The organism is Pseudomonas sp. 10B238, from assembly GCF_000970615.1.
In the GTDB taxonomy this organism is placed as follows: Bacteria; Pseudomonadota; Gammaproteobacteria; order Pseudomonadales; family Pseudomonadaceae; genus Stutzerimonas.
Genome location: NZ_KQ033927.1, coordinates 292,346 through 309,027, shown reverse-complemented (window position 1 = coordinate 309,027; position 16,682 = coordinate 292,346). Strand labels below are relative to the sequence as shown.

The following is a 16,682-nucleotide window of genomic DNA, read 5'->3' as shown; positions in this document are numbered from 1 at the left end:
TCACCTTGCACAGCACCTACCTAGCGTTGCCATCGGAGATTTCATGAGTAGAAACAAACCTGCGGCGCCTCAAATTCTGGTGCCTTCGCGTATTCGCGAAGGACAGCCCTTCCCGCTTGGCGCCACCTGGGACGGATTAGGGGTTAACTTCGCGATCTTTTCCGCGAATGCCACAAGGGTTGAGCTGTGTCTGTTCGATACCGATGGTGAAACCGAACTCGAGCGAATCGAGCTGCCCGAATACACCGATGAGATCTGGCACGGTTACCTACCTGATGCTCATCCGGGGCAGATCTACGGCTACCGTGTGCATGGGCCTTACGAGCCGGATGCCGGCCACCGATTCAACCCGAACAAACTGCTGATCGACCCCTATGCCAAGCAGCTGGTCGGTGGGCTGAAATGGTCCGAGGCACTCTTTGGCTACACCATCGGCCACGCCGATGCTGACCTGAGCTACGACGAGCGCGACAGCGCGCCCTTCGTACCGAAGTCGAAAGTCATCGACCCGGCGTTCACCTGGGGTCATGACCGACCGGTTCAAGTCCCTTGGGACCGCACAATCATTTATGAAACCCACGTGCGCGGTTTCACCATGCAGCATCCTTCAGTACCCGAAGACATGCGCGGGACATTTGGCGGTTTCAAGACGCCGGACGTCATTGATTACATCCGCAAGCTCGGCGTCTCTTCGGTGGAATTCCTGCCCATCCATGCATTCGTCCAGGACCAACACCTGCTCGAAAAGGGCATGACCAACTACTGGGGCTACAACAGCATCGCCTTCTTCGCGCCTCATCCGAAGTACCTGGCAAGCGGTAAGATCAGCGAATTCAAGGAAATGGTCGCACACCTGCATAACGCTGATCTGGAGGTCATTCTCGACGTGGTCTACAACCACACCGCCGAGGGCAACGAGATGGGTCCCACCCTGTCCATGCGCGGCATCGACAACGCCTCCTACTACCGCCTGATGCCCGACGAGAAGCGCTACTACATCAATGATTCCGGCACTGGTAATACCCTGGACATGAGCCACCCATGCGTGGTTCAGATGGTTACCGACTCACTGCGCTACTGGGCTGAGGAAATGCATGTCGACGGCTTCCGCTTCGACCTGGCAACCATCTTGGGTCGGGAACATGACGGCTATGACGAGCGCCACGGCTTCCTCGTAGCGTGCCGCCAGGACCCGGTCCTGGCCAAGACCAAACTCATTGCAGAGCCTTGGGATTGTGGCCCTGGTGGCTATCAGGTCGGCGGCTTCCCGCCGGGTTGGGCCGAATGGAATGACCAGTATCGCGACACCGTTCGTGCCTTCTGGAAAGGTGATGGTGACCAGTTGCCGGACTTCGCCGCTCGTCTGACGGGGTCGGGCGATCTGTTCAACCAGCGGGGGCGTCGCCCATTCAGCTCGGTGAATTTCATCACTGCGCATGACGGCTTCACCCTGAACGACCTGGTTTCGTACGACGACAAACACAACGAAGCCAACGACGAAGACAACCGCGATGGCAGTAGCAACAACATCTCGTGGAACCACGGCGTCGAAGGTCCGACTGACGACCCGGAAATCCACGAGCTGCGCTTCCGTCAGATGCGCAACTTCTTTGCGACGTTGCTGTTCTCCCAGGGCACCCCGATGATCGTGGCCGGCGACGAGTTCGCTCGCACACAACATGGCAACAACAACGCTTATTGCCAGGACAGCGAAATCGGTTGGGTCAACTGGGAAATCCCGGAAGAAGGCCGAACACTGCAATCCTTCGTCCGGAAACTGATTCGCCTGCGTCAACGCTACCCGATGCTGCGCCGTGGACGCTTTCTGGTCGGCGCCTACAACGAAGAACTGGGCGTCAAGGACGTGAGCTGGATTGCACCTCACGCAGAAGAAATGACAATCGAGCACTGGGAGGATGGCAACAACCGCTGCATGGGCATGCTGCTGGACGGCCGTGCCCAGCCTACCGGCATCCGCAAGACCGGTTCGGACGCGACCCTGCTGATAATCGTCAACGCCCATCATGACGTGGTGAACTTTACCCTGCCGGAAGTGCCGCAAGGCATCTACTGGAATCGCCTGATCGACACAAACAACCCCAACGCGCGCGCCGAGCGATTCGATTTCAACAATGAATACGCACTGACCGGCCGTTCGCTGCTGTTGTTCGAGCTGATCAAAGAAGAAGAGTGAAGCTAAAGCGCTAGCCTTTGGCTGAGTCGAAGTAGAAGAAGCCCCGGATAACGGGGCTTTTTCATATCTACAGAGCACTATCGATGTAATCACTCAACCGTTCGTTTGATCTCGACGTGCGGTATTGAACCCCGCAATGCGCCCCAAGTCCCAACCCACAGCGCGGTGTTCATGAACCCAACGGATTTGTTCCTGCCAGCCGCGGGCAGAGTGTCCCTTCCGTGACGGATCACTTTTTATGCAACTTACTCGGCTGATCTCTTTCGTCCTTCTAACCTTGTGCTCGCTCGCCACCCTGCCCTCGCTTGCCGGCGGGACCATCAGCAACGCGACGCTCCCCGCCGCCAAGCCCGGCACAGTGAAGCTATTCGTCAACCGGATCGGGTCAGGCAAAGCGATGGACGTGCGCAACGATACGGACGTTCCCGTCGAAGTCGTGTTGCGCCTGACGCACATGGTCAATGTCACCGGCGTTGGCAAAGGCGTGGTTCGCAAGACGGTTCCCGCACGGACCCGCATGCGCGTTGCCACGCTTCGCAAACGCCAAGCCGGCTATCCACTGATGTACCAGCAGTCGTTCAGCTATTCGTTGATCTACTCACCGGAGCCAGGCAAGAAGGGTTCTGTTGGCGGTTATGCCTATGCCCTGCCTTGGAAAGGCGGGCCGTTCTCCATTTCCCAGGGCGCTGGCGGGGATTACAGCCACACCTCACCCAAGGGCCGCTACGCCGTCGATATAGCCATGCCGGAAGGCACACCAATCGTTGCGGCGCGCGCGGGAACGGTATTGAAAGCGCGCGATGGACAGCACGGGCGGATGCCCAACCCGGCGGGCAACTATGTGCGAATCCTGCACGACGACGGTACGCATAGCGCGTATCTGCACCTGAAGCGCGGTTCGGTAAAGGTCAAGCCAGGGCAACAGGTGAAGGTCGGCAGCCTGCTTGGCCACTCCGGCAATACGGGCCGCAGCACCGGCCCGCACCTGCATTTTGTCGTGCAGAAAGCCTATGGCGACTCGATGTTGTCGATCCCCTTCCGTTTCTCGCAGCCAGTCAGCACGCTGCCGAATTTCGCCAGTAACAATTGATCGCTACGGTGCGTCAGCACGCTGCCAGGCGAAACTGAAGGTCTCGCCGGCCGACATGCGCTCTAGATGATCGGCCACTACGGTTTCCATTCGCGCCAACAGCTCCTCGTCCTGCGTCTGCAATTTTGCCGTCAGGCTGTTATCTCCGGCCGTCAACCAGCATTGGGTTGCGCCTAACACGATATGCCCCTGATGATCATCGAAGTCCACCTCGAACTTGTGGCTCCAATGTTTGCAGAGACGGCGGATCAGGCGACTCGGATCGGATGTCTGGATTTGTACGGTGGAGCTGAGCATGATGAATCCTCTTCTAAATGGGCTGATGAATCAGCCAAACCGATAGGCCGACAGCGTCGTATGCATGACGAGGTCGGTGAATATCCTGCGCCCGGCACTGTCGCCCGCAGCGCCGGCCGCCACCATCAGCGGCAATAGATGTTCTTCGCTGCGCGGCGGATGACAGAGCCGCGCCGAAGGCGCCTGCTCCCAGTGCTGGAGCAACGCCTCGCGACGCGCGGCCGGTGCGCTGACGGCGTCGCTCAACCATTGATCAAAGGCATCCGAAATCGGCGCAAAACGCGGATCGCCATAGCCACGCATGTTATGGAAGCTCATACCGCTGCCGACGATTAGCACGCCGTCGTCGCGCAACGGAGCGATGGCGCGACCAATGGCAATATGGGCTGCAGCATCTAGATCGCGCTGCAGCGACAACTGCACCACCGGCACGTCTGCCTCTGCAAACATAAGTTTCAGCGGAATGAAGGTGCCGTGGTCGAAGCCGCGCAGACCATCTTCGCCCGCCGGAATGCCAGCTTGGCCGAGCAACTCGACCAGACGTGCAGCCAGCGGCGGATCGCCTGGCGCCGGGTAGTCTAATGCGTAGGTGTGCGCCGGAAAGCCGTTGTAGTCGTAGATGAGTTCAGGCCGTGCGTTTGCGGTAACCATGGCCCTGGGCTCCATCCAATGCCCGGAGATCAGCATGATCGCGCGAGGGCGCCGCGGCAACGTTGCGGCGACAGACCTCAGGAAGGCAGCCATCGCGTCCCAGGCATCGATCGGGTTCCACTCCATGAAGAAGCACGGACCGGCGCCGTGCGGCACGAAAAGCGTTGGCATCCGAGCCGGTGGCGTCCTGTTGGCGTGTTCGTTCATGGCATCGAGATCCTGAGCGGGCGGACGCACAGTATGGATTACACTCGTTTTGAGCTGAACAATGGAATCCACGTCAACAGTTTCAACTGAGAGTAGGAGCTGCAATGCTCGACCGAATCACCGGCATGCGGGTGTTTGCGCGTGCGGCCAATGCTGGCAGCCTCTCCGCCGCTGCACGCCACCTGGGATTGTCGCCGGCCATGGCAACCAAACACGTTGATGCGTTGGAAGCACGCCTTGGGGTCAAGCTGTTCCACCGCAGCACCCGACGGCTAAGCCTGACTGCCGCAGGAAGCAGTTACCTTGAGGCGTGCCTGCGCATCCTGCCGGAAATCGACGAAGCCGAGGCCAGCGTAGCCTCACAGCGGGTCGAGGCTTCAGGTCTGCTGCGCATGAACGTACCACTGTCGTTCGGCACCCGCTTCATCGCGCCATTGATGCCTGCTTTCAGTCAGCGACATCCTGCGGTCAAAGTCGAACTGGGGCTCACCGACAGTCAGGTCGACCTGATTGATGGCAGTTGGGACATGGCGGTGCGGATTGGCCGCCTCACCGATAGCCCGCTACAGGCCAGGCGCCTGGCGGATTGCCCGATGCTGGTATGCGCCTCGCCCGGCTACCTAGCCCAGCATGGAGTGCCAAGACGGGTGAGCGACCTGTCTCAACATAATTGCCTGGGGTACAGCCTGTCGAACCTGCTGGGCGGCCGAGAATGGGCATTTGGTCCGGCAGGAGAATTCCGCGTGCCGATTCAGGGCAACTTGATGGCTAACAACGGCGCGGCGCTGGTCGCTGCCGCCGTCGGCGACCAAGGGCTGATTTACCAACCGCAGTTCATCGTGGCCGCAGCCCTCGGCCGGGGTCAGCTGGAAGTCGTTGAACTCGATCAGCCACCGCTCGGCCTTGGCGGGATCCATGTCGTCTACCCACCAGAGCGCCGCCCGCCAGCCAAAGTGAGGGCCATGATCGACTACCTGGTCGAAGCCTTTGCCGACGACCTTCCATGGAATCGCCCGCTCCGTTGACCTCGCCAAAGCTGTAACCCGCCTCCCAAACCTGAACAGGCGCTCGATACCGAGCGGCCTCGGGTGCCGTGCAGCCGAAAAAAAGATGAACCGGGCAAGCCACCGTCAGTCCGAATGAAGGGAGCCGATTGCGTACGCAACGTGCCACGGATCGCGCCGCCAGCAAAGGCTGGCGCATCCCCGAGGATTCTTCAGCCCAGCTGTACCAGCTCGGCTGAGCTACAGGATGTCACTGATCATTCGTTCAGCCCAATCGAAGCCCGGCCAGGCGCGATTGGGACCGTTTATGGAGACGCCCATGAAAGCTGTTGTGTATCACGGTGTCGGCGACATACGTCTCGAAGACGTACCCGACCCCAAGATCGAAGCCCCGACCGACGCCATTGTCCGAATCACCGCTTCTGCCATTTGCGGAACGGATTTGCACTTCGTTCGCGGTACATTCAGCGGCATGAAGCCCGGTACCATTCTTGGCCATGAAGCGGTCGGCATCGTTGAAGAGCTCGGTGAAGACGTTCGCAATCTGCAGATCGGCGACCGCGTGGTGATCCCCTCGACCATCGCGTGCGGCAATTGCTCGTACTGCCGTGCGGGCTATTTCGCCCAGTGCGACGTGGCCAATCCCAACGGCAAGGAAGCAGGCACCTCGTTCTTCGGCGGTCCGGCGGCAACCGGTCCGTTCCACGGACTGCAAGCCGAAAAGGCGCGCATTCCCTTTGCCAATATCGGCCTGGTGAAGCTGCCTCCGGAAATCAGTGATGATCAGGCAATTCTGCTCTCGGACATCTTCCCGACCGGCTATTTCGGCGCCGAGATGGCCGAGATCGAGTCCGGTGACACGGTAGCGGTGTTCGGCTGCGGTCCGGTGGGTCAATTCGCCATCGCCAGCGCCAAACTGCTGGGCGCCGGGCGCGTCTTTGCCATCGACCAGTACGACGACCGTCTGCGCATGGCCCAAGGTCAGGGCGCCGAGATCATCGATTTCAATCGCGAAGACCCAATCGAAACGCTCAAGCGTTTGACCGGTGGGATTGGCGTCGACCGCGTGATCGATGCCGTAGGCGTCGATGCGGAACACGGTTGCTGCGGTGGCAAACCTGCTGACGGCGCGAACCTTGATCAGAACGCCAAATGGCAACCGGGCGATGCCCCGTCGCAGGCGCTCGAATGGAGCGTGCAGAGTTTGGCGAAGGCCGGCACCTTGTCGATCATTGGGGTTTATCCGCCAGATGCGACGACCTTTCCCATCGGCATGGCGATGAACAAGAACATCACCATGAACATGGGTAACTGCCACCACCGCAAGTACATCCCGCGGCTCATCGAAATGATCCAGGCGCGGCGCATCGACCCGACCAAGATTCTTACGCAGGTCAAGCCGATGACCGACGTCATAGCGGCATTCGAGGCATTTGATCGTCGCGAGGGTGGCTGGATCAAGGTCGAGCTCAAGCCCCAACGCGAGGGCTCGGAGGTTGACGGCTCGGAAGAAAATCGGGTCGACGAGGCCGTCGCCGAAACCTTCCCGGCCAGCGATCCAACCAGCATGCAGAACCCCCGTTAGGCCACAGGAGCAAGCGATGGCAGCCATCCATATAGGCATTTCCGGCTGGCGCTACGCACCCTGGCGAGGCGACTTCTACCCCAAGGGGCTCGTGCAGAAGCACGAGCTGAAGTTCGCCTCGCGAGCCGTAAGCAGCATCGAGATCAATGGCTCGTTCTACTCGCTGCAAAAGCCCGAGCTCTATGCTGGCTGGTATGACGAGACACCCGAGGGCTTCGTTTTCAGCGTCAAGGCGCCCCGCTACATCACCCATGTGCTGCGCCTTCGGGACGTGGAGAAGCCCATCGCCAACTTTCTCGCTTCCGGTGTCCTTGCGCTCAAAGACAAGCTCGGCCCGATGCTCTGGCAATTCCCGCCGTCGTTCAAATTCGATCCCGAGCGTTTCGAAACCTTCCTCGCCTTACTGCCGCATGACACCGAAGCGGCACTGGAGATGGCGAAAGGGTGTGAAGCGCGCATGGAGGGACGTAGCTATCTGCAGATCGATCGCAAACGTCCCCTTCGACATGCGGTCGAAATACGTAACGACAGCTTTGTCGATCCGGCGTTTGTGACGTTGCTGCGCAAGTACAAGGTTGCACTGGTCGTAGCCGATACGGCCGACAAGTGGCCCTATCGAGAGGACCTAACGAGCGATTTCGTCTATATCCGCCTCCACGGAGCGGAAGAGCTTTATACCAGCGGCTACACCGATGAGGCGCTGGATAACTGGGCCCAGCGCATCACCCTCTGGAGCAACGGCAGCCAGCCTGACGACGCTCACCTGATCAGCTCCGGCAAACCACCGGCCCGCAAGCGGCGCGCCGTCTACTGCTATTTCGATAACGATGTAAAGGTCCGGGCGCCGTATGACGCGCGACAGTTGTTGCGCCGGCTCGGACTGGATAAAGACCTGGAAACCACTCCAGGCCAGTTGGAAGGAGCATTGGCGTGAATCTGGACAAGAACCATCCCCTCGACAGCAGCGATCTCGACGCGCACATGTCCACCGCGGTCAACACGGTCCGCCTGCTGACCGTGAACACCCACAAGGGCTTCACCGCCCTCAATCGGCGTTTCATCCTGCCGGAGTTGCGCGAGGCAGTCAGGGCGGTATCGGCCGATGTCGTGTTCTTGCAGGAAGTGCTCGGCACGCATGAAAAACACGCGTTACGCTTTCACGACTGGCCCAAGATGTCGCAGTACGAGTTTCTGGCCGACAGCATCTGGACCGATTTCGCCTATGGTCGCAATGCCGTCTACCCCGACGGGGACCACGGCAACGCCCTGCTGTCGAAATTCCCGATCACGCGCTACGAGAACCTCGACATTTCCATTGCCGGACCGGAACGTCGCGGCCTTTTGCACAGCGTGTTGCAGGTGCCGGGACATAAGGAGTTTCACGCGATTTGCGTGCACCTGGGCCTGCGCGAAGCCCATCGTCAGCAGCAACTGCGCCTCCTCTGCGACCTGCTCGACTCGCTGCCATCGGATGCGCCGGTGGTTGTCGCCGGGGACTTCAACGACTGGCGACTCAAGGGTGCGCAGGTGCTTGATCGCTGCGCGGGCATGCACGAGGTATTCGCGGTGGCCCAGGGCAAGGTGGCCAAGACATTCCCGGCACGCTGGCCAGTGCTGCGCCTGGACCGCATCTATGTGCGAAATGCCACGAGCCACAAAGCGAGAATACTCAGCAACAAACCTTGGACACACTTGTCCGATCATCTGCCCTTGGCGGTGGAGATACACCTATGAATTTTCACTGGAGAGACGGGAATCGTCTTCAGTTGCTGGAAAACGGTGAGGAATTCTTTCCCGCCGTGTTCGAGGCCATTGCGGCCGCGGAAAAGGAAGTCCTGCTGGAAACCTTCATTTTCTTCAAGGACAAGGTGGGACAGGAGCTGCAACAGACGCTGATTGCCGCAGCCGAACGCGGGGTCAGCGTCAACGTCACGGTGGACGGTTATGGCTCGGCTGATCTGGACGGTGATTTCGCTGCGGCGATGGCGCGCGCCGGCGTGCGTATCCATGTCTTCGATCCTGGCAAACGGCTGCTCGGCAAGCGGATCAATGTGTTCCGACGCATGCACCGCAAGATTGTCGTGATAGACGGCGAGTTTGCGTTCATTGGCGGCATCAATTTCTCTGCAGATCACCTGGGCGATTTTGGCCCTGCTGCAAAGCAGGACTACGCGATGCGGGTCGAAGGCCCAGTGGTGCATGACATCCACCGCTTCGCACTGAGCGCTATCGATCCTGCCCAATCGGGCCGCCGCTGGTGGCACCGGCGAATGCGAACGCAAAGCAACGGTTTTGTCGGGGTCAGCCGGGGCGAAGCGCGTGCGCTGTTCGTTACCCGTGACAACAACGACCATCGCAACGATATCGAGCAGCATTACCTGCAGGCCATCCGCGACGCCCGCTCGCGCTTGCTGATTGCCAACGCCTATTTCTTCCCGGGTTACCGAGTGCTGCGGGAGATTCGCAACGCGGCACGGCGTGGCGTTCGGGTCCGACTGATTCTGCAGGGCGAGCCGGATATGCCGATCGCCAAATTCGGCGCGCGGATGCTCTACAACTACCTGATGAGCGATGGTGTGGAGATCCACGAATATTGCCGCCGGCCACTGCATGGCAAGGTCGCACTGGCCGACTACGAATGGTCCACGGTGGGCTCGAGCAACCTTGATCCGCTAAGCCTGTCGCTCAATCTTGAGGCGAACCTGATCATTCGCGATCACACATTCAATCGCCAACTGCATGAGAATCTCGACCGGCTGTTGCAACACGACTGCCGCCGCATTCCGTTGGAACGCATCATCCGCGGCTACTGGTGGCGCGCGCCGCTGGCCTTCATCATCTTCCACTTCCTGCGCCACTTCCCTCAGTGGGTGGGCCTGTTGCCGGCCCATAAACCAAGGTTGCAGTTGCTCGATCCGGAACCGCTTGAGCCCAGCCCTGCCCCCTTGCAGCGAGACCACCAATGACCGAGCGCCAGCAGCAGTCGCAGAGTGGGTGGCGCCGACGCTGGCCGCTGATCAAGAAGATCCTGACCTACTGCTTCTTCATTCTTGTCGCCGGGCTATTGATCGGGCTGGCGCGCAACGTCAACTGGAGCGAGGTCTACCAAACGCTGCGCAATTACAGCGCCCGAACCCTGTGGCTGGCTGGCGCAGCCACCGCAGTGAGTTATGCGGTGTATTGCTGTTTCGACGTACTCGGCAAACGCTATGCGCAGCACGACCTGCCGATCCGGCAAATCGTCCCGGTGACCTTCGTCTGCTACGCCTTCAACCTCAACCTGAGCGCCTGGGTGGGCGGTATCGCACTGCGCTATCGGCTCTATTCTCGGTTTGGCCTGCGCACCTCGCAGATCACCCGAGTGTTCACCATGAGCGTGCTCACCAACTGGCTTGGTTACCTCTGGTTGGCCGGCCTGATCTTCGCCTTGGGCTGGATCACGCCGCCTGCCGATTGGGAGATCGGACGTACCGCATTGCGTGTACTCGGCGCCGGGCTGCTGCTGGCCTCAGCGATCTACCTCTGGGCCTGCGGCTTTTCCAAACGCCGCCACTGGACGATCCGCAAGCACGAAATCTATCTGCCGAGCCTGCGCCTCGCGGTCTTCCAGATGCTGCTCGGCGCGAGCAACTGGGCGCTAATGGCGCTGGTGGTCTACTTCATGCTGTTGCAGCAGGCCCCCTACCCCGTTGTGCTAGGCATCCTGATGATCAGCAGCGTCGCCGGCGTGATTGCCCACATCCCGGCGGGTCTGGGTGTGATCGAAGCGGTATTCGTGACGATGCTGGGCGGTGGCGAGCTGAGCCAGGCCAGCATCGTGGCGGGGTTGATTGGCTACCGGGTGGTGTACTTCCTCATCCCGTTGCTATTCGCCACGGTTGTCTACGTGATCTTGGAGATACGGGCCAAGAAGCTGCGCTCCAATAACCAGGCGCTTCCCAATGACGATGCGCAAGAGGAGCACCCACCCACCGCCGCCTGATAGGTTGTGCTCTTCTAGCCGGGGAACCCGCACAAGCACCAGACACAATAAAGCCGGAGCGATCGCTCCGGCTTTATTGTGTCAGCGCCTGCATGTCAGGCGCCGTCTGCCAGGTCAGTTACCCCTGGGGTCGAAGGATGACCACGCCGAGCGGAGGCAGCGTCAACGCCAGCGAAACGTCCTGGCCGTGCGCCGGAATCTGCTCGGGGAGCATGCCGCCGCCATTGCCCACGTTGGAACCGCCGTAGCACTCGGCATCGCTGTTGAAGATTTCAACCCAGCGGCTGTCTTCAGGCACCCCGACCCGATAGTTCTCCCGCACCACGGGCGTAAAGTTACCCACCACCAGCAGCGGATGGCCCGTGGAGCTTTTGCGCAGCCAGGCAAACACGCTGTTGGCACGGTCGTCGCCAATCAGCCACTGGAAGCCGGCCGGGTCTGCATCGAGCTCATGCAGCGCAGGCTCGTGGCTATACAGACGGTTTAGATCGCGCACAAGATTCTGCGCGCCGCGGTGGTCTGGCTCATCCAGCAAATGCCAATCAAGCTCGCGGTCATGGTTCCATTCGCGCCACTGGCCGAACTCGCAGCCCATGAACAGCAACTTCTTGCCCGGATGGGTCCACATGAACGAGAGGTAGGCACGAAGATTGGCAAACTTCTGCCAACGGTCCCCCGGCATTTTCTCGATCAAAGAACCTTTGCCATGCACCACTTCGTCGTGCGAGATCGGCAGCACGAAGTGCTCAGAATAGGCGTACACCATGCCGAAGGTCAGCTTGTCATGATGGTACTGCCGGTTGATCGGATCTTCTTGAATGTACTGCAGGGTGTCGTGCATCCAACCCATGTTCCACTTGTAAGCAAAGCCCAAACCGTTCTCGGACGTCGGCTTGCTGACGCCTGGGAACGCTGTGGACTCTTCCGCGATGACCAGCGCACCGGGAGTCTCAGTAGCCACAACGTCGTTCAGGTGACGTAGAAAGTCGATGGCTTCGAGGTTCTCTCGACCGCCATGACGGTTGGGAATCCACTCGCCTTCTTTACGGGAGTAGTCTCGATAGAGCATCGAGGCCACCGCATCTACGCGCAGTGCGTCGACGTGGAATTCCCGCAGCCAGTGCAGCGCCGAAGCGAGCATGAAGCCATGCACTTCGGTACGCCCCAGGTTATAGATGTAGGTATCCCAGTCCTGGTGGAACCCCTCGAACGGGTGTGCGTACTCGTACAGCGCAGTGCCATCGAACTCGCCCAAGCCGTGAGCATCTGTCGGGAAGTGTGCCGGGACCCAGTCGAGAATCACGCCGATACCGGCTGTGTGACAAGCATCGATAAAGGCTGCGAAATCGTGTGCATTCCCGTAACGCGCACTGGGTGCGAACTGCGACAGCAGCTGATAACCCCAGGAGCCGCCGAAAGGATGCTCCATGATGGGCATCAGTTCGATATGGGTGAAGCCCAGGTCGACCACATAGGGAATCAGCCGCTCGGCCAGCTCATGCCAGTCATACAGGCGTCCATCATCGCCGCCGTCGCGGCGCCACGAGCCTGCGTGCAGCTCGTAAATGCTCATCGGGGCTTTTACCGATTGTTGCGCTGCCCGCTGCTGCAGCCAGGCCTCGTCTTTCCACTCGTACTCGAGCGGGTGCGAAATCACCGATGCGGTGCCCGGTGGGAGCTCGGTGGCCAGCGCAATCGGATCAGCCTTTAACGGCAGAATGCCGTTTGGCCCGAGGATCTCGTATTTGTAGGATTCTCCAGGCTGCAGACGCGGGATGAAAATTTCCCAGACGCCGGACGGAAAGCGCAGGCGCATCGGATGCCGACGCCCGTCCCAGCCGTTAAAGCTGCCGACCACCGAAACGCGCCGGGCATTGGGCGCCCATACCGCGAAGCGGACGCCCTGTACGCCCTCGACTTCCATGGGCTGAGCACCGAACACGCGACCGACCTGACGATGGTTACCCTCGGAGAACAGATACATGTCCATTTCGCCGAGTTGGGGACCAAAGCTGAAGGGGTCCTCAGTAATCTGTTCGCCACCTGCCCAGCGAATCTTCAGTAGGTACGGCTGTTGATTGGTCAGCCGGGTGAAAAAGAAGCCGGGTACCTGACCCTGCTCCATTGCTGCCAGTACCCGCCCGCCACTGCGCTCGAGCACCTCGACGCCCAATGCATTGGGCAGATAAGCCCGCACGACCAGGCCATCGCCGTCGGGATGTGGGCCAAGAATAGAAAACGGATTGCCATGTTCGGCGCGCACCAGCGCATCGACATCGGCATCGGTTGGCAGCAGGTTTTCACCGGGCATTGTCACGGCCGGACGATCAATCATTGGGAACCTCCATCGGAAATCTGTTGTGCCAGCGCCGCCAGCCCCTGAAGCGGGACAGACAGCCAAGCCGGGCGGTTCTCTGCCTCATAGGCCACTTCATACGCGGTCTTTTCCAGGCTGAACAGGGCCAGCGCCGCATCGGCCCCAGCGGCGTCTTTCCAGGCGTGAGGCAACTCGGCGGTCGCTTCACGGTAGGCTTCGAGGAATACCGCACGTGCGCTTTGCTGATAGGTATCGGAAATATTGCGTCGTGCCTGATCGGCCGCCTCTGAGCTGTCGCTGGATTGAGCGTTGCGCAGGGTCATGGCGGTGGCGTATTCGAAAGAGCGCAACACTCCGGCGACATCTTTGAACGGGCTCAGCTTGCTGCGCCGCTCTTCGAGCGAGCGCGCCGGCTCGCCTTCGAAGTCGATGAAATAGGCATCGCCTTGCGCAACCAGTATCTGCCCAAGGTGTAGGTCACCGTGGACGCGGGTGCGCAGCCCACCAAGGGTACGATCGGCCAGCCGCTTGACCTCTGCGACCAGCTGTTTACGTTGACCAAGCAGCTGGTCGACCAGCGCGGTGGCCTTGCGGTCCAGATCGCCACGGCGGGATTGCAACAGATCAAGCGCATGCTCGACCTGCCCGGATATCAGCTGCGTCCAATCCTTGGCATCCGCAGGCTTTGTCGGCTCGGCGGCAAAAGCCTGGTTATCGGTCTGCACCGCCAAGGTCATGTGCATCTCACCGAGACGCTGTCCAAGCAAGCGGTTGAAGGCCTCCAGCTCCTCCAACGCACTGAACTGGTTTTCATGCAGAGAGACGCCACCTGCAATCTGGTCGCGCACCGCCCGATCGAGTGTGTGCAGCGTCCATTCCCAGGCATCGCCCTGGTTGTCGAGGAAGCGCTGCACGACCATCAGGGCATATTGCTCGCCATTCTTGTCGAAGCGGCTCACCTGACCCAACATGGCGGAGATATGAGTGAAACCCTGTTCGGTCAGGAAGCTGCCCATCTCCAGTTCAGGGTGCATCCCTGCCGAGACGCGACGCAGCACCTTGATCATCATGCTGCCACCGACAATCGCCGAGCTGTTGGACTGCTCAGCGGTGAGATAACGCACCTCAGCCTCAGCAGGCAGGTCGATATCGGCAAGCTGCGCCATCGGCTGGAAACGTATCTCGCCGTCGCCGCATGGCAGCACTTGCTCTTCGCGTAGCCCTTGAAGGACCCCAAGCACAAACTGCTTGAGCGCGAAAGCATCTGTCAGCAGGCCTACCTGCGGGCCGCGGCGAACACGTGCCATGGCCAACTGCTGTGGCAGTGCGATGTCGAAATCACCTTCGTCCAGGAAGCCCAGCGGTAACTGGTAAAAATCCGTACGTCCACCCGCCTCGACTGCGATCTCACTCAGCAATACCGGACGTTGTGGGTCGCCAAATGGCACGCTGTAGCAGATCTTGATCGAATTGATCGTCGCATCCTTGCTGGCGAACCAGCGCCGCTTCGGCAGATACGCGGGTAGGGACTCGGTTTCCAGAATCCTTTTATTGGAAGCAGTAAGCGTATCCAGGCGCTTGAGCACCAGCGTTTGAAAGTCAGGCATGGTTTCCACCGGTTCCTGGTGCCAGCTGGGCATCTGGTGACTGGTTGCCAGCTGGAACCAGTAGAAGCCGTAAGGTGGCAAGGTCAGCAGATACGGAAGTTGGCCAATCGGCGGAAAGGCGCTACCGCCGACCATCTCCACCGGCACCATTCCGGCGTAATGCGACAGTTCCAACTCTGCAGCTTGTGCAGAGCGCGACACGTTGGCGACGCAAAAAATCACTTCCGTCTCGCCAGTTGCCGTCGTGAACTCGCGGATGTACGCAAGAATCCGTCGGTTGCTCGGCGCAAGCATCTTGAGGGTGCCACGACCGAATGCCTTGAATTGCTTGCGGATCGACAGCAGACGACGCGTCCAGTTGAGCAGCGAATGCGGATCACGCTGCTGAGCCTCGACGTTGATCGCCTGGTAGCCATACAGCGGATCCATGATCGGTGGTAGCACCAGGCTTGGCGGGTCGGCTCGGGAGAAGCCCCCATTACGGTCTACCGACCACTGCATCGGCGTGCGTACACCATCCCGGTCACCGAGAAAAATGTTGTCTCCCATGCCGATCTCGTCACCGTAATAGATCACCGGCGTGCCGGGCATCGACAGCAGCAAACTGTTTAGCAATTCGATTCGGCGGCGATCCCGCTCAAGCAGCGGCGCCAGGCGACGACGGATGCCGAGGTTGATCCGTGCGCGCTTGTCCGAGGCGTAATAATTCCAGAGGTAGTCGCGCTCCTTGTCGGTCACCATTTCCAGCGTCAACTCGTCATGGTTGCGCAGGAAAATCGCCCACTGACAGTTTTCCGGAATGTCCGGCGTCTGCCTGAGGATGTCGGTGATCGGGAAGCGGTCTTCCTGCGCCAGCGCCATGTACATGCGCGGCATCAGTGGGAAGTGGAACGCCATATGGCACTCGTCGCCCAGGCCGCCATCTTCGCCACCGAAGTACAACTGTGTGTCTTCAGGCCATTGATTGGCCTCCGCCAACAGCATGCGGTCGGGGTAATTGGCGTCGATCTCGGCGCGGATCTGCTTCAGTACAACGTGGGTCTCCGGCAGGTTCTCGTTGTTGGTGCCGTCGCGCTCGACCAGATAGGGAATGGCATCCAGGCGCAGACCGTCGATCCCTAGGTCCAGCCAGTAGCGCATCACGCTGAGCACTGCCTTCATCACCTGCGGATTGTCGAAGTTGAGGTCAGGCTGGTGAGAATAGAACCGGTGCCAGAAGTACTGCTGGGCAACCGGGTCCCACGTCCAGTTCGAGGTTTCGGTATCGAGAAAGATGATCCGTGTTCCGTCGTACTTATCGTCGGTATCGGACCAGACGTAGAAGTCGCGAGCGGCAGAGCCCTTCTTCGCCTTGCGCGCGCGCTGGAACCACGGATGCTGGTCGGAGGTATGGTTGATGACCAGCTCGGTGATGACCCGCAGGCCACGCTTGTGCGCTTCGGCGATAAAGCGCCTGGCGTCAGCCATGGTGCCGTAGTCCGGATGCACGCCGCGGTATTCGGCAATGTCGTAGCCATCGTCCCGGCGCGGCGACGGATAGAACGGCAAGAGCCAGATGGTGTTTACGCCCAGGTCAGCGATGTAATCGAGCTTGTCGATCAAGCCTTGAAAATCACCGACACCGTCATTGTTCGAATCGAAGAAGGATTTCAGGTGGACCTGGTAGACCACCGCATCCTTATACCAAAGGGGATCCTTGATAAAGGCAGCAGGTTTACGCGCTCTCGCCATGGTCTTGTTCCCTTTCA

The 16,682-nt window shown here is 60.0% G+C and carries 12 protein-coding genes; 8 read left to right on the top strand and 4 right to left on the bottom strand.

The genetic code is table 11. The features are described from left to right. The first annotated feature begins 43 nt into the window (after positions 1-43). Positions 44-2,194: a glycogen debranching protein GlgX gene (gene glgX / locus RT21_RS01320; RefSeq protein ID WP_045427383.1), complete on the top strand. Its 2,151-nt coding sequence runs from the start codon at positions 44-46 to the stop codon at positions 2,192-2,194. A gap of 238 nt (positions 2,195-2,432) precedes the next feature. Next, on the top strand, positions 2,433-3,284 hold the full coding sequence (locus tag RT21_RS01315; protein WP_046161277.1) for a M23 family metallopeptidase: 852 nt from the start codon (positions 2,433-2,435) through the stop codon (positions 3,282-3,284). A 3-nt stretch (positions 3,285-3,287) separates the two neighbouring features. Here RT21_RS01315 and RT21_RS01310 read toward each other — a convergent pair whose 3' ends face one another. Then, on the bottom strand, positions 3,288-3,581 hold the full coding sequence (locus RT21_RS01310) for a DUF2218 domain-containing protein (protein ID WP_046161276.1): 294 nt from the start codon (positions 3,579-3,581) through the stop codon (positions 3,288-3,290). Between the two features lie 30 nt (positions 3,582-3,611). Beyond that, the gene (locus RT21_RS01305; RefSeq protein ID WP_046161275.1) at positions 3,612-4,439 is read right to left on the bottom strand and encodes a DODA-type extradiol aromatic ring-opening family dioxygenase; all 828 of its coding nucleotides are present in this window, start codon (positions 4,437-4,439) and stop codon (positions 3,612-3,614) included. Positions 4,440-4,543: 104 nt separating this feature from the next. Between RT21_RS01305 and RT21_RS01300 the strand changes: the two genes are divergently transcribed. The 6 genes from RT21_RS01300 to RT21_RS01275 all read left to right on the top strand — a co-directional run bounded on the left by RT21_RS01300 (position 4,544) and on the right by RT21_RS01275 (position 11,010). Then, positions 4,544-5,464, top strand: coding sequence for a LysR family transcriptional regulator (locus tag RT21_RS01300; RefSeq protein WP_046161274.1), 921 nt, complete (start codon positions 4,544-4,546; stop codon positions 5,462-5,464). A gap of 298 nt (positions 5,465-5,762) precedes the next feature. Then, a complete protein-coding gene (locus RT21_RS01295; protein ID WP_046161273.1) occupies positions 5,763-7,028 on the top strand; it encodes a zinc-dependent alcohol dehydrogenase in 1,266 nt (421 codons plus the stop codon). Between the two features lie 16 nt (positions 7,029-7,044). After that, on the top strand, positions 7,045-7,962 hold the full coding sequence (locus RT21_RS01290; protein WP_046161272.1) for a DUF72 domain-containing protein: 918 nt from the start codon (positions 7,045-7,047) through the stop codon (positions 7,960-7,962). Beyond that, positions 7,959-8,762 carry an endonuclease/exonuclease/phosphatase family protein gene (locus RT21_RS01285; protein WP_046161271.1) on the top strand — a complete coding sequence of 268 codons (804 nt, stop codon included), beginning with the start codon at positions 7,959-7,961 and terminating at the stop codon, positions 8,760-8,762. The genes RT21_RS01290 and RT21_RS01285 overlap by 4 nt, the downstream gene beginning before the upstream one ends. Then, positions 8,759-9,994, top strand: coding sequence for a cardiolipin synthase ClsB (clsB, locus tag RT21_RS01280; RefSeq protein WP_046161270.1), 1,236 nt, complete (start codon positions 8,759-8,761; stop codon positions 9,992-9,994). The genes RT21_RS01285 and clsB overlap by 4 nt, the downstream gene beginning before the upstream one ends. Beyond that, positions 9,991-11,010: a lysylphosphatidylglycerol synthase domain-containing protein gene (locus tag RT21_RS01275; protein WP_046161269.1), complete on the top strand. Its 1,020-nt coding sequence runs from the start codon at positions 9,991-9,993 to the stop codon at positions 11,008-11,010. Before clsB ends, RT21_RS01275 begins: the two co-directional genes overlap by 4 nt. 118 nt (positions 11,011-11,128) lie before the next feature. Here the strand turns inward: RT21_RS01275 and glgB are convergent, their stop codons facing one another. Further along, complete coding sequence (glgB, locus tag RT21_RS01270) at positions 11,129-13,345, bottom strand: 1,4-alpha-glucan branching protein GlgB (protein WP_046161268.1); 2,217 nt, start codon at positions 13,343-13,345, stop codon at positions 11,129-11,131. Continuing rightward, positions 13,342-16,665, bottom strand: coding sequence for a maltose alpha-D-glucosyltransferase (gene treS, locus RT21_RS01265; RefSeq protein ID WP_046161267.1), 3,324 nt, complete (start codon positions 16,663-16,665; stop codon positions 13,342-13,344). The genes glgB and treS overlap by 4 nt, the downstream gene beginning before the upstream one ends. Positions 16,666-16,682: the final 17 nt, after the last annotated feature.